Raw genomic sequence first — 16,023 nt, 5'->3', positions numbered from 1 at the left:
ATTTCTCCCCCGCCGGGTCTCTTACTCCTCAGGTTCGTAAGCTGTGAAGACAGCGACCTCCGTCTGGCCGGTTCGGATTCGTACCTCGCAGAGGTCTTTCCTCGTTACCAGTGCCGTCACTATGACGGTTAAACAGATGACGATCAGGGCGATTAACATCGCCTTTTGCTGCTTCATAGCCTGCTTCTCCTTGCCTTTCGGCACGTAAGAGGCTAACCTACGTGTGCAAGTCATAGATATGGCCTCAGATTAATGTTAAGCGTCTTGCAGGACGCGTAATGTTAACTGGGGCTTTTCTCTATCTGCCGTTGGTGTTCATGCCTGAGACAGATAGCCTCAAGCACCCGCAGCCATTCTACTTAACTATCCTTTTCCCGCAAATCGTTTTTATCCCCAGCGGCAAATCGAATACACCACCAGCGCCACCGCCAGTGCAATTCCTACCGTGGTGAATGCCTCAGGCCAGGTCATTGATTCACCTCCTGCGGTGGTTCCGGTAGCGGCATCCAGTGAGTTGAGCTCTCTACTTCGATGCCGTCTTTGTCCACAAAAGCCATCTTATTCCCGCCACGAATGGGGCAAAAAAACCTTATCCCAGGAACCGGGGAATACATTCCCGAGATCATCGCGAAGAATCACATCGCAGTATTCCGCAGGAACTGCATCACTACAGCTTATCCAACCATCTGGAGCTACCGGCGCTGGTTGGGCTGTATAAAGCGGTGTTATATCTGCCCGAAGACCACACGTCTCATACAATCGCACATACTGTTCAACTTCTGCTTTGTCAGAATACGTAACCGTAAACGTATCAAACTCATTGTCAATTCGAGTGAAAGTCACCTTCCATGCCACCGGCTCTGCTTCCAGCGATGCCAGTGCAATTTTGAATAACTCACCCTCTACCTGTGCCATCCCTGAATTTGGGTGGCATTTCGCAATCGCTATTTTTAATTTAGCTTCTTCGATTAATTGTTCTTTGGTTAATTCAGTCATTTCAGTTTTCCTTATATGGATTAATTTTATTGTGTAGTGTGTTGAACGACGCCCATACCACGTCGTTATACAATTCAATAACTGGCTCAATTATTTTGCCGATTCCCCATACCAGAATTAACGGGGATATCGGTATCATCAACACGATAAACAGAATGAGAAACAGGAATTCTGTTGCTCTGCTCTTTCGCGGATAATTTTTCCTGAATAGTGTAGTCATATCACTCCCATTTAATTTGCTTAGAACCGTGATTTCTCCAGCGGTTTTGTGCCGCACTTCTACGTCGCCTGACACTGTAAAAATGCGTTGGTAACCACCTGGCAAGGCCAGAAGGCGCATAACGAACAACAAGTCGATTTGAGATGCGGATAAGCTGCCCGGGCTTTGCAGTAAGCAGTTTTGCTTTACGGTTTTTCATCGCTTTGATCTCCTGCGTTTCTTTGCTGCACGTCGTGCCGCTGCAATACCGGTATGGCGCTTTGGTGCCGGGATAATATTGTCAGCCATCATGACATGTGGAATAACTGTTAATGACGACGCCCAAAACCGCACCAGATACGGCAATAAACAATTTTCCATTCGCATTTCTCACCTCAACTGACCTGAATATCAGTAATTGTTTGTTGCAACCATTCTTTAGTTAATTCTGCCATTTTTATTACCGCCCTTTCGGGCGGCCTCCTGATGTTCTGAGGGTGCAGGAATCCCTCCGGTTAAGGATTAAATTTTTAACAGTGCTAAATTTAATTATTCAGTTCTTGATTTTGTCGCCCTGCGTATCCGCACTTTCGCGTTACGCTCAATCTGAATTAGCTTTTCTATATTTTTCCGCCGTTCCTGTTCCTCCTGGCGCAATAACCTTACATCATCTGCCAGCCTGGTTTCTCTTTTAGCCACAGAGAGCATCCAGTCAAATGGCTCCACAACTGCACCGCAGATTTTACAGCGGACCTGACGCTCTTTTTCGTCAACCCGGACAGAGGCGTGATGGCAATATGGTCTTTCCGATGGCTCATAAAGAAAATTAACTTGATTACGTGGGTCATCCTCTTTTACCGGAAATAAAACGATATTGCTTAACTCATCTTCTGGTTTTATTTCCATGCTCCTCTCCTTTGATGCGAATGCCAGCGGTAATTGAAACCTGATAGCTAATTTCACTCACAGTACCGCCTCCTGAAAATTACCCTGATAGAAAGCCAGTACACGCTGCATAGCTTCGCTCTTCCGGCACTCGCGACAGATTATGTTCAGATGTCTGTCGTAGCGGCGTATTTCTCCGTCTGGTAACTTTCGAATCAGTGTCTGGTCAGTTGTTTTCTCCGGTGTCTTACGCCATTCACGATACGCCTGCTCTGATGCAAAAACACCGTATTCCCCGGACATGTATAAATCACCACAAGCCAGTACATCCACAAGGCAGCGTCGGACCGAATGCCAGCCAGCTCCCGTCGCTCTCTCCAGTTGCGACATCGTCATGCGTTCATTTTTGCGTACCAACCCGATAATTCGTGCCTTCAGCTCTTCCCGCTGTTCGGGTGTAAAAACTTTTGCCACAAGCCCTCCTGAAAAATCACCTTCACAATTCATACAAAACCAGCTGCCTTCCGGCGTTCATACTCCCGTTTCAGCAACTCAATTGGTGTTGGCCCCGACGGGCGTTTGGGTGCCGCCAGTTGTCGCCGGACTGGCGGAACGCTCAGGCCGTTACTAACATGCTTTGCCCATTTCGTCAGTTGCCGTTCTGCAAGCCGTTTTAACTCCCCTTCGGTCATCTGCCGCTCAATCCCCTTTGAACGCATCTCGAGACAAATGTGATACAGCACAGGCTGAGGCCACGGATATTTATCGCTTCCGTCGTATCGCCAGGACTCATTGCGCCAGCGGCGGTACTCCTCCATCACAGCATCCACCGTCAGACCAAATGGATTTGCCCCACTCTCCAAAATCAGCGCCACAAACTCAGCCAGGTCCGGAGGCCATGTTTCACCCGCCCGGCAGCGATCCATGCACTGGCGGCAGACCTGCCGGATTTGCTGCTCAGTCATCGCGCCAATCTGTGCAATCCAGAGCTTCGAAGGTGCGGCCCCGTTCTTCTGGGTCCAGCGGTTCGAATAAACCTCCCCCATGAGTTCCCACAACTTCCACGCCGTTTCCGTCGCGGATAAATCCGTTTTCACGTTCCCACTGCTCACGTGCTGCCCGAATTTCCTGAACTGCCCGTGATGCGGTGCCACCTGGCGTTGCTGCATGGTTTACCCCCTTGCTGACTGGTTTAACCTGCGCCCTGACGTGATTTACGTGACGGGCGAATTTCTGCTCCCACTGAATCTGCGTAAATACTTTCCCCTCCGCTGCCCAGTAGTCCCGGAAGGCGGCAAGTTCAGCAGGTGTAAATTCTGTCTCCGGCAAAGCCATCCCCCACAACGCAGCCCGTCGTCGAAAATCCCGTGACGGATACCAGCTATCGGTCATCGGAAATTTTCCGATGGGTTCGCTCAGGCCATCCAGGAATACAGGGGGTGCTGCCTGTAACGACAAAACTTCCTGCTCACTGGTCGGAGCACTCTCGCGTGCGTTATGTGTGGGGGTTAGATCTTTGGGTTCCTTTGGGTTCCGTGATCCGTTTTTGGGTGTCTTTGATGGAAAATTTGGGTGTCTTTGGTTATTTTCCATGCAGTTAAGAGTTCCGTTTTTGGGGCTGTTTTGTGCTGAAACATAACCATTTTCGGTACTGTTTTTATTAACAGCACCAATTTTACCCACCTTTAAAGACTCCCGTTTTTGGGTGTATTCAGGCTCGGCAACACTTTCTTCTACACCGATAAGTCGGTACACCACAATTTGCTTTGTTCTGCCTTTTCTCTCACCGGTATCAACAATTAACCCAATCTCCATCAGGTGTCGTAAGCTGTCCTGCACAGTCTTTTTGTTCAGTTCCGTTACTTCTGCCAGGGCAGATACAGACGGGTATGCACACAAATCGGCACCGCACATATCAGCAAGCCAGGTCAATACTGACTTACTGGATGAACTGCCGGTTTTCACCTTTTTAGCCCATCGTAGTGCATCGATACTCATACGAACCCCAGACAGACATTTGTTTATCTGCAAAATAATGTTGGTATTGCTGACGATACGCATGCTTGAAAGCAATAGCTTTTTCTATAAGCTCGTCAGTCTCACGTTCCACAACAGCGGGATCCGCAAAAAGCAGCCCGGACTCCACCACATCGCCATATTCTTTGTTTAACCCGGCGATCATGTACGTAATGCTTTTTCCGTCAGTAATTTCACAATACAACCTGAAATCACTGATCCGGATAGCCTCCATAATTGCCGGAATCAACGCCGTGAATTTTTCACGCTTATCCCTGGTGTCAATAGCTTTCCAGCGTTCGAATATCTTCACTCTGTTAACGCCAAGCGCCCGTTGATCAACCGCGCCATCATCAAATGTGACACGTTGAACATCGATGTTCGGGCGTTCTTTCAGAGTCCAGAATGCCTCTGTGATTAATATCGTCGCCTGCTCCTGCGTCATTCCTGGTCGACATACCCAGGCATCCAGAGCCTCGCGAGCCTGCTCAGGAGTGAATATCATTGTTCACCGCCAGTGATTCATTCGACATACACTTATTTCCACAAGGTAGTCCATCTGTTGGGTTGGGATAAATGTCAGGGCGAATTTCATGCGGGGTAACTTCCCACTTCATTAACTGGCATAACGGAATTACCTGCTTTGGGGGAACGCCAAAGCTAAACCATTGCCAAACGGTCTGTTGAGCGACCCCCATATAGCGACCTATTTCAGCTTGAGTGTATTTCTGCCTAATTTTTTCGCGAGTGCTATCTAGCATTTTGCCCTCCTCTGAAAACTATAAACAAAGCCTACAATAAAAAACTGTACGCAATCAACAGTTTTTTATTGTGATGCTTTTAACAGTATTTACCTGTAAAATTGAATAATGATGAACGCCCTAGAAGTATCTATGTACAGAATCAGCAAGCTTCTTCAGGAAACTGGATGGAGCCAGGCTGAACTTGCCCGTAGAATTGGTGTGACACAACAAACAGTTCAACAATGGGTCAGCGGTAAGGCTACGCCTAAAGCCTCAAGTTTGGATAAACTGGTTGAGGTTACAGGGCATCCATTGCATTGGTTTTTATTGCCTCCTGATGAGGGGGAGCAAATTTTCACCCCTGACACAATGAAAATTGGTCCTCGCCAACGCGAACTGCTCCAAGCTTTTAGTGCGTTTCCAGAGGAAGACCAAGAAAAAATGCTTCAAGAAATCAAAGACAAGAAAAAATCAATGGAAGAAACTATTGCCCGATGGTTGGCGGCACAAAAAAGCCGCCGGGCGTGACCACTGTACAAGAAGAGGAGTTATGCCATGAGTACAGCCCTTTCTCCGATAGTTTCAGAATTCGAAACTACCGAACAAGAAAACAGTTACAACGAATGGTTGCGCGCTAAAGTGACGTTAAGCCTTGCAGACCCTCGCCCCGCAATTCCACATGACGAGGTAATGGCTGAAATGGAAAATCTTATTGCTCAAATTGCTGCAACTAACAGGAGCGAGTAATGTTACCCATTTTATGGCTACCATCTGCTCGCGATGATTTGCGTCAGGTCGTAACCTATATTGCTAAGGAAAACATTCCTGCAGCACGCAGACTAAAAATACGTATTGAAACGTCTGTTTTAACCCTCTCTGAGCACCCATATCTATATCCGCTAAGTGATCGAGTATCCGGTTTGCGGGAACTTGTGGTTCACCCTAATTATATCGTGTTGTACCGAGTAGCAACTTCAAGCATTGAAATTGCGAATATTGTGCATGCCCGTCGACAATTTCCCTTCTCTATCTGAGCCGAACAATTTCCATACTCCCTCATTCGAGGGAGTTTTTTTGTCTAAGACAACAATTAAAAACTGTTGACACAAAACAGTTTTTAATTGTAGATTATTTTTACCAACCCACCCCGCCCCACAGAATGCAGGGCAATACTTCGAGTTACCAGGCAGTGGTCAGGGGTTAAGTAGCCAGCCCGAGGCGTAAGAACATGACGGCAGGGTTCAACTTTAACTATGCAGCAGGTTTTTGTTCCGCTACCCCGGCGTTAAGGGGAAATGAGGTCAACATGGATACTATCGATCTTGGCAACAACGAATCTCTGGTGTACGGCGTGTTTCCCAACCAGGACGGCACGTTCACCGCGATGACGTATACCAAAAGCAAAATGTTTAAAACCGAAAATGGTGCCCGTCGCTGGCTGGAAAGAAACTCAGGTGAGTGATATGGATTTCGACACAATCATGGAAAAGGCTTACGAAGAATACTTCGAAGGCCTTGCCGAAGGCGAAGAAGCTCTCAGCTTCAGTGAGTTTAAACAGGCGCTTTACAGTTCGGCAAAATCTATCGACTAACGGGGTTATAGATGGAATTTAAAGAGTTACCAAAAGAAATCAAGGTGATTGCAGCGCATGCACTTTGTCAACGTCTGTCCGAAGTTGAATTAGAATCTGCAACGAAGAAAGACATTGATAATATGGCTCGTAATGTGCGCGATGCGTTTACCGGATTGTATTTCTGTTCGTCTGTAAATAAACACGACTCAGAGAGTGTGGCAAAGAAAATTGCAGAAACGACAGCGCAAAACATCAATACGAAACCAATGAAAGAAGAAATTGATCAGTTTGCTCATGATGCTGGTTTAAAAAACAAGAAAGAAAAATCGCCATACGCGGGAAATATGTTTGTTTATGACAATCTCATCAGAATCCGTGGCAAGATTCCGGCTGAATACCTGACAAAAGTTCATCAGGCATTGCTTAAGAACCTGGAAACAGAAGTATTTGATGGCAACGCCAACGGATCCTTCAGAGTGTCAACTCTTGCGAAAGAATGGGATACAGAGAATAGCTGGAATGTTGCGACGTGGATGTTCAGTAACAGAGCTTCAGCCCTGGAAGCAGCAACATGTATTTGTGACCTGTTAAAAGCAGACCACAAATACAACCTTGATGTATACAGCTATATTTACGCTGAACACTATCCGCTCTGGATTGACTGGTAATTACAGGGCGGTGCCAGCAGGGCCACGACGACCAACACCACGATTGTAATCAATGATGCCATTATAAAGCACATTGTTTAATTTATCGTCAAATGCTGATTTCGTGAGCCTTAACTCTGAATGGTTTTTTAATAACCCTGATTGCCTGAGTTGATTAACCAGACATTCAATCTGTTTTTCAATAAGCGGATGTATTGGTCTGTTTGGCATTTTATCCTCCATTGAGGTTCTGGGTTAAAAATGGAGACCAACACGCTGCCACGTGTAGTCGTGCGCCGGACACGGATAAGAATCCGGCACTGACAGTTTACTGAAAGGATATATCCCTGAAAAGTCAGGGCATAACGCGAAAGCGCACGGCGAAGTTCTTCTGTCTGTACGGTGTCGTTAAATTTAATTCGACCGTGCGCTTCCGGTTGTGGCAATCCGCGAAATGGCGCGGCGGTAAGTATGGCGGGGTTATCCTTACCCCATTAGTGGCACCGGGTTGTCAGGTTGACCATACGCCTGAGTGACAACCCCGCCACAACAACCCATGTTGATTACCTTTTGGCGGGTATCCGTTTTGTTTTCCCCGTGATACCCGCCCTTTTTAAAGTGAATTTTGTGATGCGGTGAATGCGGCTCAGCGCACGCGGAACAGTTAAAAAGGCCAGTTGACTTCCGTATTGGTTCTTATGGGTGGGTTCTCTGTATCCGGCGTTAATTATTAACTGGTTAACGTCACCTGGAGGCACCAGGCACCGCATCACAAAATTCATTGTTGAGGACGCGATAATGGAAACGTTATTACCAAACGTCAATACGTCTGAAGGTTGTTTTGAAATTGGTGTCAGAATCAGTAACCCTGTATTTACTGAAGATGCCATTAATAAGAGAAAACACGAACGGGAGCTATTAAATCAAATATGCATTGTTTCAATGCTGGCCCGTTTACGCCTGATGCAAAAAGGACGCTGACAATGAATACAGCATTTGCACTCGTTCTGACAGTTTTTCTTAATACAGGCGAACCAGTCGATCTTGTTATTGGTATACATGACTCAATGAAAGAATGCATGGCTGCCGCAGCGGAACAGAAAATTCCCGGCAACTGTTATCCGGTTGATAAAGTTATTCGCATGGACAATAACGAAATCCCGGCAGGACTTAAAGCAGCACCGTAATTAATATCCGGTTTCATTTTTAGATGCCAGCAATGGCAGGGATTTGTTCACCCTTAAATCTGTAATGAGGTTAAAACAAAATGAGTAAAGTCTTTATTTGCGCCGCCATTCCGGACGAACAGGCAATAAAGGAAGAAGGTGCAGTTGCTGTAGCCACTGCCATTGAAGCCGGTGACGAACGCCGCGCCCGTGCCAAATTTACCTGGCAATTCCTGGAGCAATATCCGGCTGCTCAGGACTGCGCTTATAAATTTCTTGTCTGCGAGGATAAACCCGGCATGCCCCGCCCTGCTATCGACTCCTGGGATACCGAATATATGCAGGAAAACCGCTGGGATGAGGAATCCGCTTCCTTTATTCCGGTCGAACCAGAATCCGATCCGATGAACGTCAATTTTGACAAGCTGTCCCTTGAAGTACAGAACGCGGTCCTGGTTAAGTTCGGTACATGTGAAAACATCACCGTTGATATGGTGATTAGCGCACAGGAGTTACTGCAGGAAGACGTGGCGACATTCGACGGGCATATCGTTGAAGCACTGATGAAAACACCAGAAATTAACGCTATGTATCCGGAACGCAAACTGTTCGCTATCGGATGGGGTAAACACAAATGTAAGCCGGGTGCCAAATGGCCCGAAATTCAGGCTGAATTACGTAACTGGAAAAAACGGCAGGACGCGGAGCGCAAAGAGACTGGAAAATACACGTCTGTTGTTGATCTCGCCCGCACCAGAGTCAACCGACAGCACACTGAAAACTCAGCAGAAAAAATCCCCCCTGTCACTGCAGTTATTCGTCGCGAATACAAGCAGACATGGAAAACATTGGATGATGAACTGGCCTACGCTCTGTGGCCTGGTGACATTGATGCCGGAAACATTGACGGCAGCATCCATCGCTGGGCAAAAAATGAAGTTATCGAGAGCGATCGCGAAGACTGGAAGCGTATTTCCGCATCAATGCGCAAACAGCCTGATGCCATTCGCTATGACCGTCAGACTATTTTTGGCCTTGTCCGTGAGCGTCCGATCGACATTCACAAGGATCCCGTGGCACTGAACAAATACATCACTGAATACCTGGCGACAAAGGGCGTGTTTGAGGATGAAGAAACAGACCAGAACACTGCTGATATTCTCCAGCCGTCAGCAGCACAAACTGATGCAGTGGAAACTGAAGTATCTGATACCAAAAAAAATGAAAGCGCGCTGGAAACTGAACCATCTGTAGAGCGTGAGGGGCCGTTCTACTTCCTCTTCACCGATAAGGATGGCGAAAAATATGGTCGTGCAAACAAACTTTCTGGTCTGAATAAGGCGCTGGCTGCCGGGGCTACTGAAATCACGAAAGAAGAATATTTTGCCCGCAAAAACGGCACATACTCAGGTTCACAACAAAATACTGGTGCATCTGACACGACCGCACAACCAGAGCCGGTAAAAGTTACCGCTGACGAAGTAAACAAAATTATGCAGGCAGTCAGCCAGCCTGACGCCAATCAGTTGCTTGCTGCCTCTCGCGGAGAATTTGTTGCAGGGATTAGCGACCCGAATGATCCGAAATGGGTGAAGGGGATTGAAACCCGCGATTCTGTGTACCAGAACCAGCAAGAAACGGAACAGAACGACCAGAAAGCGGAACAAAACAGCCAAAATGCGTTACAAAACGAGCCAGAAACGAAACAATCCGAACCAGTAGCGCAACAAGAACCAGAAAAAACCTGCACCGCCTGCGGTCAGAGCGGTGGCGGCAACTGCCCTGATTGTGGCGCGGTGATGGGCAACGCAACATATCAGGAAACATTCGATGAAGAGAATCAGGTTGAAGTTCAGGAAAATGATCCGGAGGAAATGGAAGGCGCTGAACATCCACACAAGGGGGACACTAGCGGCGCTCAGGACCACGCCAGCGATAGTGAAACTGGTGAGGCGGCAGATCCCTTAATTAATGTGAATGGTCATCATAAAAGCACATCCACCAGCAGAGTGTGGTACCACCTGATGATCGACCTTGAAACGATGGGTAAAAAAAGTAATGCCCCCATCGTGGTTATTGGTGCTGTGTTCTTCGATCCGCAGACCGGGGAAATCGGGCCAACATTTTATATCGTTATCAGCCTGGTTGACGCTATGGACACGGGTGCTGTACCTGATGGTTCCACCATCGAATGGTGGCTTGCTCAGTCCAGCGAAGCCAGATCTGCAATTTTAGTTGATCAGGTAAAACTGGTTGACGCTCTTATTCAATTTCGGGAATTCATCAATGAGTACTCGAATGAAAAATTCGTTCAGGTATGGGGCAATGGTGCAACTTTCGACAACACTATTTTACGAACCTCGTACGAACGCCTGAACATCCCCTGCCCGTGGCGTTACTACAACGATCGCGATGTACGTACAATCGTTGAACTGGGAAAAACTATCGACTTCGATGCCAGAACAGTTATTCCATTTGAAGGCGTGCGCCACCATGCGCTGGATGATGCCCGTCACCAGGCGAAATACGTTTCAGCAATCTGGCAAAAACTGATCCCGAATCAGGCTGATTTTTAATGTTCAACCCCGGTCGTCGCCCACCAGCTATAGTGGCGGCGACCATGATTAGCGAACGACGCTCATGGCAAGACTTATTCTGCTCACTGAGTGGGCAAAAGAGGAATTCAGTGAACCGGTCCCTACTCCGGGTACGTTAAGTAAATACGCTAAAGCCGGAATGATATTTCCTCTCCCCAAAAAAGTAGGAAGGCACTGGCGAGTGGATCCACGCGCTCGCTTTGTCGGAATGGTAAACAAGCCTGAGGTGATCGCCACAGATCACCCTGCTTTGAAGAGGATACTGGAAGATGGCGCGCCCGCGAAAATATAAAACCGATGTTCCGGGTTTATCTCCGTATTTTGACAAAAGAAATAACAAAGTTTACTGGCGTTACAGGCATCCCATCACAGGTAAAAATCATGGACTCGGCAGTATTGACCAGAAACTGGCGGAAACCATTGCAGCAGAAGCGAACAGCCGTCTTGCCAGACAACAAATGGAGCAAATGCTCAGTCTGCAGGAGAAAATTATTAGTGATACCGGCGGCGCATCAACCGTTTCCATTTTTCTGAATAATTACAGAAAAATTCAACAGGAAAGATATGAGAACGGAGAAATCAAGCTCAGCACGCTGAAACAAAAAGCGGCTCCTCTCAGGGTGTTTGATGAACGTTTTGGAGCCAGGCCGCTAGATGCCATAACCGTAAAAGATGTGGTATCGGTGCTGGAAGAATACAAGGCAAAGGGACATAACAGAATGGGACAAATTTTCAGGAAGGTATTGATCGATGTTTTCCGGGAGGCTCAACAAACGGGTGATGTCCCGCCAGGCTTTAACCCGGCTGAATCGGCAAAAAAACCGCAAGTGCGGATATCAAGACAGCGACTGACTTTTGATGAGTGGATGATGATTTATAACGCAGCGGAAAAGGATGGTTACTTTTTACAGCGCGGCATGCTGCTGGCACTGATGACGGGCCAGCGTCTTTCGGATATTTGCAAAATGCAGTTTTCGGATATCCGGGATGGTTACCTTCATGTCGAACAGCAAAAAACAGGAGCCCGGATAGCCATTCCTCTGGCTCTGCGTTGCGACAAATTAAATCTGACCCTAGGTGACGTGGTGTCATCCTGTCGTGATTACATCCTTAGTCCGTGGTTATTGCACCATCATCACGCTAAGGGGATGGGTAAGCGCGGCGGGATGGTTAAACCAGCAACGTTAACAGTTGCATTTAAAAAAGCCCGGGATTCTGTGGATTACAACTGGCGTGCTAATGGCACTCCACCCTCTTTCCATGAGCAAAGATCTTTATCAGAAAGATTGTTCAGAGAACAGGGAATTGATACCAAAATTTTGCTGGGTCATTCGAATCAAAAAATGACCGATATTTACAACGACGCACGCGGTAAGGAGTGGAAAAAACTGGTTATTTGATAACCAGTTTTGCAGAAGAGTTTTGCAGAGGTTTTGCAGAGAAAATTAGAAGCGGTATCCGGCAGAGAACATAAACACCCACGGATCCAGTCGTACCGCGTCTTTCACGGGGGTTCCATTAAATTTATAGCTGGCGGTTGTGTCGATATCCATGTACCAGACCGACATATTAAGCAACCAGTCACGGTTGATGAGATAATCCAGACCAACTTGCCCCGCCACTCCCCATGAATCCTTCAGACTAAGATCGGATAATCCAAGACCTTCACCGGTATCATTGAAGTCATTATTAAAGAAGGTGGTGTAGTTAATACCAGCACCGACGTAAGGACGGAATTTACTGCTGGCATCACCAAAATACCACTGCGCCATCAATGTTGGCGGTAAATGGTGGACTGTCGCAATATCTCCGGTCGTGGCTGTGCCAACTTTATGGCGGAACGGTGATGCTGCCAGCAGTTCAACGCCAATGTTATCGGTCGCCATATAGGTAAAGGTCAGCCCCAGTTGGGTGTTATTGGTCACACTAAATCCACCCAGGCTTCCCAGAGTCCCACCCGCGCCTTCAGTTGGACGTACAGTCGCTGAACCTGCTCGAATGAAGAACTCACCTGCTTCATGCGCATAAACGCTGCCAGAGAGAAGTGTACTTACTGCCAATGCCGCCACTGTTAATTTTTTCATGCTCGCTCCGTCGTTATGGTTATAAAAACGTGACGAATATACCCACATTGGAGTAACAAGTGATCCTACACAGATCACACTACATTTTCTAAATCACCATTTATTGATCTGGATTAATTTAGAAGTTGCATTGCAAATCCTGGTTAATGTGATGTAAATCAATTCCACCGTATTTCACTCCAAATACATCCTTTTGCTACCTTATTGCCTCTTGAATCTGGTTCCTTTTTGCTCTGCCACCCCAAAAAACCGTCAGCGTGTCGCTCTGAAAAGCACCTCTGGAAAACGGTAAACTGCGGTATTTATGCAAACAGACCGTCCATATGGCAGAAATTTGCCATATCAGGAGAAGTCTGGGAAATCAACGAAACCTGTAATCGCGCCCACGCCCTCGGCGGATTACCAGTGCTTTACAAAGATATGCTTTTCCATACATGTCCTGATGCTGCCACTGAGAGGCTAACCAGGGTACAATTGCCCGCTAATTAACACCTGCATAAAACTCAAGGAGAGTGCATGTCTATCACGGCGCAGTCCGTATACCGTGACACCGGAAATTTCTTCCGTAATCAATTTATGACCATTCTGCTGGTATCACTGCTATGTGCATTTATCACAGTGGTGTTAGGACATGTTTTCTCACCCAGTGACGCACAACTTGCGCAGCTCAATGACGGTGTTCCCGTTAGTGGCAGCGGTGGGTTGTTCGATCTGGTACAAAATATGTCCCCGGAACAGCAGCAAATTTTGCTGCGTGCGTCTGCCGCGTCCACCTTTTCAGGATTAATCGGTAACGCCATTCTCGCGGGCGGCGTATTATTAATTATCCAGCTAGTGTCCGCAGGTCAGCGGGTCAGCGCATTACGGGCAATTGGCGCGAGCGCTCCGGTATTACCGAAGTTATTCTTGCTAATCCTTCTGACGACGTTAATTGTGCAAATAGGCATCATGCTGGTGGTCGTTCCTGGTATCATCATGGCCATCCTGTTAGCACTGGCCCCCGTGATGCTGGTCCAGGATAAAATGGGCGTTTTCGCCTCCATGCGCAGCAGTATGCGACTGACATGGGCGAATATGCGTCTGGTGGCACCTGCGGTATTGAGCTGGTTACTGGCAAAAACATTGTTGTTGCTGTTTGCCTCTTCGTTTGCCGCATTAACCCCAGAAATTGGCGCTGTACTGGCGAACACCTTGAGCAATCTGATTTCAGCCGTATTGCTCATCTATCTGTTCCGCCTGTACATGTTAATTCGCCAATAATCCTGAAGCATTTGATTACGGAATCGTAAAATGAAGCAGTTTCTTGATTTTTTACCGTTGGTTGTCTTCTTCGCGTTCTACAAGATTTATGACATCTATGCGGCAACTGCGGCGCTGATCGTCGCCACGGCGATTGTGCTTATTTATAGCTGGGTTCGCTTTCGTAAAGTTGAGAAGATGGCCCTGATCACCTTTGTTCTGGTGGCCGTCTTCGGTGGTCTGACGCTGTTCTTCCACAATGATGAGTTTATTAAATGGAAGGTCACCGTCATTTACGCTCTGTTTGCCGGTGCCCTGTTGGTTAGCCAATGGGTAATGAAGAAACCGCTGATTCAACGTATGTTGGGTAAAGAGCTTACTCTGCCACAACCGGTGTGGTCGAAGCTGAATCTGGCCTGGGCAATCTTTTTTATCCTTTGTGGGCTGGCGAACATCTACATCGCATTCTGGCTGCCACAAAATATTTGGGTCAACTTCAAAGTGTTTGGTCTGACCGCCCTCACCTTAATCTTCACACTGTTAAGCGGTATCTATATCTATCGCCACATGCCACAGGAAGATAAATCATAATCTGCCAGCCAGTCCTGCGGGACTGGCGCTGCATCTCCTCTGTTCTCATCAGGAAAATCATAGTAGCATCGCGCCTGTGATTTTCCTTTTTAGTCGGTTTTACCATGTCAACAACACATAACGTCCCCCAGGGCGATCTGGTTTTACGAACTTTAGCCATGCCTGCCGATACCAATGCTAATGGCGATATTTTTGGTGGTTGGTTGATGTCGCAAATGGATATTGGCGGTGCCATTCTGGCAAAAGAAATTGCACACGGTCGCGTCGTGACCGTTCGCGTGGAAGGCATGACCTTTCTGCGACCTGTAGCAGTCGGTGATGTGGTGTGCTGCTATGCACGCTGTGTCCAAAAAGGGACAACATCGGTCAGTATCAATATTGAAGTGTGGGTGAAAAAAGTGGCGTCCGAACCGATTGGGCAACGCTATAAAGCGACAGAAGCGTTATTTAAGTATGTCGCTGTTGATCCTGAAGGAAAGCCTCGCACTTTACCCGTTGAGTAATAGTCAAAAGCCTCCTGTCGGAGGCTTTTGAGTTTTTGCTTACTGAATTTCGGTAGTGCCATTAATTTTAAACAGAATGTTTACCACAATTCCACTCCCTGGTTTACCCGGCTCGTAACGCCATCTGCGCATCGCGTTTTTCACTTCACGCTCAAACATATTCGCAGGTTTGGCAGAAAGAATTTGTACGTTATCCACCCGGCCATCCGGTGTAACGTCAAACTTAACCTTGACCTGCCCTTCAATGCGCAATGCCTGCGCGCGCGCTGGATACTGCGGCTGATTACGGCTTAGTGCGCGCGGACCTGACGCCACACTGGTAACTGGCTTGCTGCTTGCAGCCGTTGCCGTACTGGATGTCGGGCGAGTCGGTGCCGTATTTTCAAACGGTGACGCCGGGCGCGATTCTACCGGTTTAACATCGCGTTTTGGCTGTTCCTGCACCTTTTTCACCGGCTTCGGTTTTGGCTTAGGTTTCGGCTTCGGCTTTTCAATGACCACCGGCGCTTCTTTTGGCGGCTCTGGTATCGGCTCAGGTTCCGGCTCTGGCTCCACCACCGGCTCTGGCGGCGGTTGAACAGCTTGTGGCGGTTCAAGATCCGCTGGTGCAACCATGGTGACAGAAATCGGCTGCGCAGGCGCAGGTAGTTCAATAACCTGATGTACCGAGGTATAGAGTAGACCCGCCACAACAGCACCATGAATGCAGACCGAAAGTAACGTCGGCCAGGGGAAGCGGCGAGGTAAATCAAGGGTCATTGAAGTCATAATCGTTTCAGTAGA

Annotated in this window: 28 protein-coding genes and 1 pseudogene; 15 read left to right on the top strand and 14 right to left on the bottom strand. The window is 47.6% G+C overall.

Annotation, left to right across the window (positions count from 1 at the left end; translation table 11 throughout):
- Positions 1-21 precede the first annotated feature (21 nt).
- The 11 genes from hokD to BEA93_RS05365 form a co-directional block, all read right to left on the bottom strand.
- Positions 22-177 carry a type I toxin-antitoxin system toxin HokD gene (hokD, locus tag BEA93_RS05410; RefSeq protein ID WP_000813254.1) on the bottom strand — a complete coding sequence of 52 codons (156 nt, stop codon included), beginning with the start codon at positions 175-177 and terminating at the stop codon, positions 22-24.
- Between the two features lie 290 nt (positions 178-467).
- A complete protein-coding gene (locus BEA93_RS25580) occupies positions 468-557 on the bottom strand; it encodes a DUF551 domain-containing protein (RefSeq protein WP_236942051.1) in 90 nt (29 codons plus the stop codon).
- 1 nt (position 558) lies between these two features.
- Complete coding sequence (locus BEA93_RS25575; RefSeq protein WP_236942050.1) at positions 559-996, bottom strand: DUF551 domain-containing protein; 438 nt, start codon at positions 994-996, stop codon at positions 559-561.
- A gap of 1 nt (position 997) precedes the next feature.
- Positions 998-1,216 (bottom strand): DUF4014 family protein, encoded by a 219-nt coding sequence (locus tag BEA93_RS05395; protein WP_105224455.1) that lies wholly within the window; start codon positions 1,214-1,216, stop codon positions 998-1,000.
- Position 1,217: 1 nt separating this feature from the next.
- On the bottom strand, positions 1,218-1,415 hold the full coding sequence (locus BEA93_RS05390) for a hypothetical protein (RefSeq protein ID WP_105224454.1): 198 nt from the start codon (positions 1,413-1,415) through the stop codon (positions 1,218-1,220).
- A gap of 329 nt (positions 1,416-1,744) precedes the next feature.
- A complete protein-coding gene (locus BEA93_RS05385; protein WP_105224453.1) occupies positions 1,745-2,101 on the bottom strand; it encodes a hypothetical protein in 357 nt (118 codons plus the stop codon).
- Between the two features lie 57 nt (positions 2,102-2,158).
- The gene (locus tag BEA93_RS05380; RefSeq protein ID WP_105224479.1) at positions 2,159-2,554 is read right to left on the bottom strand and encodes a DUF977 family protein; all 396 of its coding nucleotides are present in this window, start codon (positions 2,552-2,554) and stop codon (positions 2,159-2,161) included.
- A gap of 29 nt (positions 2,555-2,583) precedes the next feature.
- Positions 2,584-3,045, bottom strand: a complete 462-nt coding sequence (locus BEA93_RS24980; protein WP_236942049.1) for a replication protein P — start codon at positions 3,043-3,045, stop codon at positions 2,584-2,586.
- The gene (locus BEA93_RS24975) at positions 3,038-4,078 is read right to left on the bottom strand and encodes a DnaT-like ssDNA-binding domain-containing protein (protein ID WP_123057409.1); all 1,041 of its coding nucleotides are present in this window, start codon (positions 4,076-4,078) and stop codon (positions 3,038-3,040) included. Before BEA93_RS24975 ends, BEA93_RS24980 begins: the two co-directional genes overlap by 8 nt.
- Positions 4,050-4,601, bottom strand: coding sequence for a toxin YdaT family protein (locus tag BEA93_RS05370; RefSeq protein ID WP_105224451.1), 552 nt, complete (start codon positions 4,599-4,601; stop codon positions 4,050-4,052). Before BEA93_RS05370 ends, BEA93_RS24975 begins: the two co-directional genes overlap by 29 nt.
- Complete coding sequence (locus tag BEA93_RS05365; RefSeq protein ID WP_105224450.1) at positions 4,585-4,857, bottom strand: transcriptional regulator; 273 nt, start codon at positions 4,855-4,857, stop codon at positions 4,585-4,587. Before BEA93_RS05365 ends, BEA93_RS05370 begins: the two co-directional genes overlap by 17 nt.
- A gap of 108 nt (positions 4,858-4,965) precedes the next feature.
- Here BEA93_RS05365 and BEA93_RS05360 point away from each other — a divergent pair, with 108 nt between their 5' ends.
- From BEA93_RS05360 to BEA93_RS05335, 6 genes are all read left to right on the top strand, one after another.
- Positions 4,966-5,367 (top strand): helix-turn-helix domain-containing protein, encoded by a 402-nt coding sequence (locus BEA93_RS05360; protein ID WP_105224449.1) that lies wholly within the window; start codon positions 4,966-4,968, stop codon positions 5,365-5,367.
- A gap of 27 nt (positions 5,368-5,394) precedes the next feature.
- On the top strand, positions 5,395-5,586 hold the full coding sequence (relB, locus tag BEA93_RS05355) for a type II toxin-antitoxin system RelB family antitoxin (protein WP_105224448.1): 192 nt from the start codon (positions 5,395-5,397) through the stop codon (positions 5,584-5,586).
- Positions 5,586-5,873 carry a type II toxin-antitoxin system RelE/ParE family toxin gene (locus BEA93_RS05350; protein ID WP_105224447.1) on the top strand — a complete coding sequence of 96 codons (288 nt, stop codon included), beginning with the start codon at positions 5,586-5,588 and terminating at the stop codon, positions 5,871-5,873. The genes relB and BEA93_RS05350 overlap by 1 nt, the downstream gene beginning before the upstream one ends.
- 272 nt (positions 5,874-6,145) lie before the next feature.
- Positions 6,146-6,301 carry a DUF1391 family protein gene (locus BEA93_RS05345; protein WP_072159578.1) on the top strand — a complete coding sequence of 52 codons (156 nt, stop codon included), beginning with the start codon at positions 6,146-6,148 and terminating at the stop codon, positions 6,299-6,301.
- A gap of 1 nt (position 6,302) precedes the next feature.
- Entirely contained in the window at positions 6,303-6,431 is a 129-nt protein-coding gene (ydfB, locus tag BEA93_RS26055; protein WP_272897472.1) for a protein YdfB, read from the top strand.
- An 11-nt stretch (positions 6,432-6,442) separates the two neighbouring features.
- Complete coding sequence (locus BEA93_RS05335; RefSeq protein WP_000394566.1) at positions 6,443-7,081, top strand: hypothetical protein; 639 nt, start codon at positions 6,443-6,445, stop codon at positions 7,079-7,081.
- On the opposite strand, the gene BEA93_RS05330 is transcribed toward BEA93_RS05335, so the two are convergent.
- Positions 7,082-7,291, bottom strand: coding sequence for a hypothetical protein (locus BEA93_RS05330; RefSeq protein ID WP_001133681.1), 210 nt, complete (start codon positions 7,289-7,291; stop codon positions 7,082-7,084). It lies immediately after the preceding gene.
- A gap of 567 nt (positions 7,292-7,858) precedes the next feature.
- On the opposite strand from BEA93_RS05330, the gene dicB reads away from it, so the two are divergent.
- From dicB to BEA93_RS05300, 5 genes are all read left to right on the top strand, one after another.
- Entirely contained in the window at positions 7,859-8,041 is a 183-nt protein-coding gene (gene dicB / locus BEA93_RS05320; RefSeq protein WP_000449182.1) for a cell division inhibition protein DicB, read from the top strand.
- 2 nt (positions 8,042-8,043) lie between these two features.
- Positions 8,044-8,247 (top strand): DUF1482 family protein, encoded by a 204-nt coding sequence (locus BEA93_RS05315; protein ID WP_001090191.1) that lies wholly within the window; start codon positions 8,044-8,046, stop codon positions 8,245-8,247.
- Between the two features lie 80 nt (positions 8,248-8,327).
- Positions 8,328-10,802 (top strand): exonuclease, encoded by a 2,475-nt coding sequence (locus BEA93_RS05310; RefSeq protein WP_105224445.1) that lies wholly within the window; start codon positions 8,328-8,330, stop codon positions 10,800-10,802.
- A gap of 64 nt (positions 10,803-10,866) precedes the next feature.
- On the top strand, positions 10,867-11,115 hold the full coding sequence (locus BEA93_RS05305; protein WP_000113185.1) for an excisionase: 249 nt from the start codon (positions 10,867-10,869) through the stop codon (positions 11,113-11,115).
- On the top strand, positions 11,093-12,223 hold the full coding sequence (locus BEA93_RS05300) for a phage integrase Arm DNA-binding domain-containing protein (RefSeq protein WP_000113661.1): 1,131 nt from the start codon (positions 11,093-11,095) through the stop codon (positions 12,221-12,223). The genes BEA93_RS05305 and BEA93_RS05300 overlap by 23 nt, the downstream gene beginning before the upstream one ends.
- A 45-nt stretch (positions 12,224-12,268) precedes the next feature.
- On the opposite strand, the gene ompW is transcribed toward BEA93_RS05300, so the two are convergent.
- The gene (gene ompW, locus BEA93_RS05295; RefSeq protein ID WP_105224444.1) at positions 12,269-12,907 is read right to left on the bottom strand and encodes an outer membrane protein OmpW; all 639 of its coding nucleotides are present in this window, start codon (positions 12,905-12,907) and stop codon (positions 12,269-12,271) included.
- A gap of 282 nt (positions 12,908-13,189) precedes the next feature.
- On the opposite strand from ompW, the pseudogene BEA93_RS25570 reads away from it, so the two are divergent.
- The 4 genes and pseudogenes from BEA93_RS25570 to yciA form a co-directional block, all read left to right on the top strand.
- Positions 13,190-13,396: pseudogene (locus BEA93_RS25570) on the top strand (YkgJ family cysteine cluster protein); the annotation flags it as partial.
- A 27-nt stretch (positions 13,397-13,423) separates the two neighbouring features.
- On the top strand, positions 13,424-14,167 hold the full coding sequence (locus tag BEA93_RS05290; protein WP_001516502.1) for a YciC family protein: 744 nt from the start codon (positions 13,424-13,426) through the stop codon (positions 14,165-14,167).
- A gap of 30 nt (positions 14,168-14,197) precedes the next feature.
- On the top strand, positions 14,198-14,737 hold the full coding sequence (locus BEA93_RS05285; RefSeq protein WP_000808656.1) for a septation protein A: 540 nt from the start codon (positions 14,198-14,200) through the stop codon (positions 14,735-14,737).
- Positions 14,738-14,841: 104 nt separating this feature from the next.
- Complete coding sequence (gene yciA, locus BEA93_RS05280; RefSeq protein ID WP_000108161.1) at positions 14,842-15,240, top strand: acyl-CoA thioester hydrolase YciA; 399 nt, start codon at positions 14,842-14,844, stop codon at positions 15,238-15,240.
- A 39-nt stretch (positions 15,241-15,279) separates the two neighbouring features.
- Here yciA and tonB read toward each other — a convergent pair whose 3' ends face one another.
- On the bottom strand, positions 15,280-15,999 hold the full coding sequence (gene tonB / locus BEA93_RS05275; protein WP_001516503.1) for a TonB system transport protein TonB: 720 nt from the start codon (positions 15,997-15,999) through the stop codon (positions 15,280-15,282).
- Positions 16,000-16,023 lie beyond the last annotated feature (24 nt).

It is taken from the genome of Escherichia sp. MOD1-EC5950 (assembly GCF_002965345.1).
GTDB lineage: Bacteria > Pseudomonadota > Gammaproteobacteria > Enterobacterales > Enterobacteriaceae > Escherichia > Escherichia marmotae.
This window is presented reverse-complemented; position numbering and strand designations above follow the sequence as displayed.

Coding starts and splice junctions, on each gene's coding strand:
- hokD (WP_000813254.1), bottom strand. CDS start 177: ATGAAGCAGCAAAAGGCGATGTTAATCGCCCTGATCGTCATCTGTTTA.
- BEA93_RS25580 (WP_236942051.1), bottom strand. CDS start 557: ATGGCTTTTGTGGACAAAGACGGCATCGAAGTAGAGAGCTCAACTCAC.
- BEA93_RS25575 (WP_236942050.1), bottom strand. CDS start 996: ATGACTGAATTAACCAAAGAACAATTAATCGAAGAAGCTAAATTAAAA.
- BEA93_RS05395 (WP_105224455.1), bottom strand. CDS start 1,216: ATGACTACACTATTCAGGAAAAATTATCCGCGAAAGAGCAGAGCAACA.
- BEA93_RS05390 (WP_105224454.1), bottom strand. CDS start 1,415: ATGAAAAACCGTAAAGCAAAACTGCTTACTGCAAAGCCCGGGCAGCTT.
- BEA93_RS05385 (WP_105224453.1), bottom strand. CDS start 2,101: ATGGAAATAAAACCAGAAGATGAGTTAAGCAATATCGTTTTATTTCCG.
- BEA93_RS24980 (WP_236942049.1), bottom strand. CDS start 3,045: ATGACTGAGCAGCAAATCCGGCAGGTCTGCCGCCAGTGCATGGATCGC.
- BEA93_RS24975 (WP_123057409.1), bottom strand. CDS start 4,078: ATGAGTATCGATGCACTACGATGGGCTAAAAAGGTGAAAACCGGCAGT.
- BEA93_RS05370 (WP_105224451.1), bottom strand. CDS start 4,601: ATGATATTCACTCCTGAGCAGGCTCGCGAGGCTCTGGATGCCTGGGTA.
- BEA93_RS05365 (WP_105224450.1), bottom strand. CDS start 4,857: ATGCTAGATAGCACTCGCGAAAAAATTAGGCAGAAATACACTCAAGCT.
- BEA93_RS05360 (WP_105224449.1), top strand. CDS start 4,966: ATGATGAACGCCCTAGAAGTATCTATGTACAGAATCAGCAAGCTTCTT.
- relB (WP_105224448.1), top strand. CDS start 5,395: ATGAGTACAGCCCTTTCTCCGATAGTTTCAGAATTCGAAACTACCGAA.
- BEA93_RS05350 (WP_105224447.1), top strand. CDS start 5,586: ATGTTACCCATTTTATGGCTACCATCTGCTCGCGATGATTTGCGTCAG.
- BEA93_RS05345 (WP_072159578.1), top strand. CDS start 6,146: ATGGATACTATCGATCTTGGCAACAACGAATCTCTGGTGTACGGCGTG.
- ydfB (WP_272897472.1), top strand. CDS start 6,303: ATGGATTTCGACACAATCATGGAAAAGGCTTACGAAGAATACTTCGAA.
- BEA93_RS05335 (WP_000394566.1), top strand. CDS start 6,443: ATGGAATTTAAAGAGTTACCAAAAGAAATCAAGGTGATTGCAGCGCAT.
- BEA93_RS05330 (WP_001133681.1), bottom strand. CDS start 7,291: ATGCCAAACAGACCAATACATCCGCTTATTGAAAAACAGATTGAATGT.
- dicB (WP_000449182.1), top strand. CDS start 7,859: ATGGAAACGTTATTACCAAACGTCAATACGTCTGAAGGTTGTTTTGAA.
- BEA93_RS05315 (WP_001090191.1), top strand. CDS start 8,044: ATGAATACAGCATTTGCACTCGTTCTGACAGTTTTTCTTAATACAGGC.
- BEA93_RS05310 (WP_105224445.1), top strand. CDS start 8,328: ATGAGTAAAGTCTTTATTTGCGCCGCCATTCCGGACGAACAGGCAATA.
- BEA93_RS05305 (WP_000113185.1), top strand. CDS start 10,867: ATGGCAAGACTTATTCTGCTCACTGAGTGGGCAAAAGAGGAATTCAGT.
- BEA93_RS05300 (WP_000113661.1), top strand. CDS start 11,093: ATGGCGCGCCCGCGAAAATATAAAACCGATGTTCCGGGTTTATCTCCG.
- ompW (WP_105224444.1), bottom strand. CDS start 12,907: ATGAAAAAATTAACAGTGGCGGCATTGGCAGTAAGTACACTTCTCTCT.
- BEA93_RS05290 (WP_001516502.1), top strand. CDS start 13,424: ATGTCTATCACGGCGCAGTCCGTATACCGTGACACCGGAAATTTCTTC.
- BEA93_RS05285 (WP_000808656.1), top strand. CDS start 14,198: ATGAAGCAGTTTCTTGATTTTTTACCGTTGGTTGTCTTCTTCGCGTTC.
- yciA (WP_000108161.1), top strand. CDS start 14,842: ATGTCAACAACACATAACGTCCCCCAGGGCGATCTGGTTTTACGAACT.
- tonB (WP_001516503.1), bottom strand. CDS start 15,999: ATGACCCTTGATTTACCTCGCCGCTTCCCCTGGCCGACGTTACTTTCG.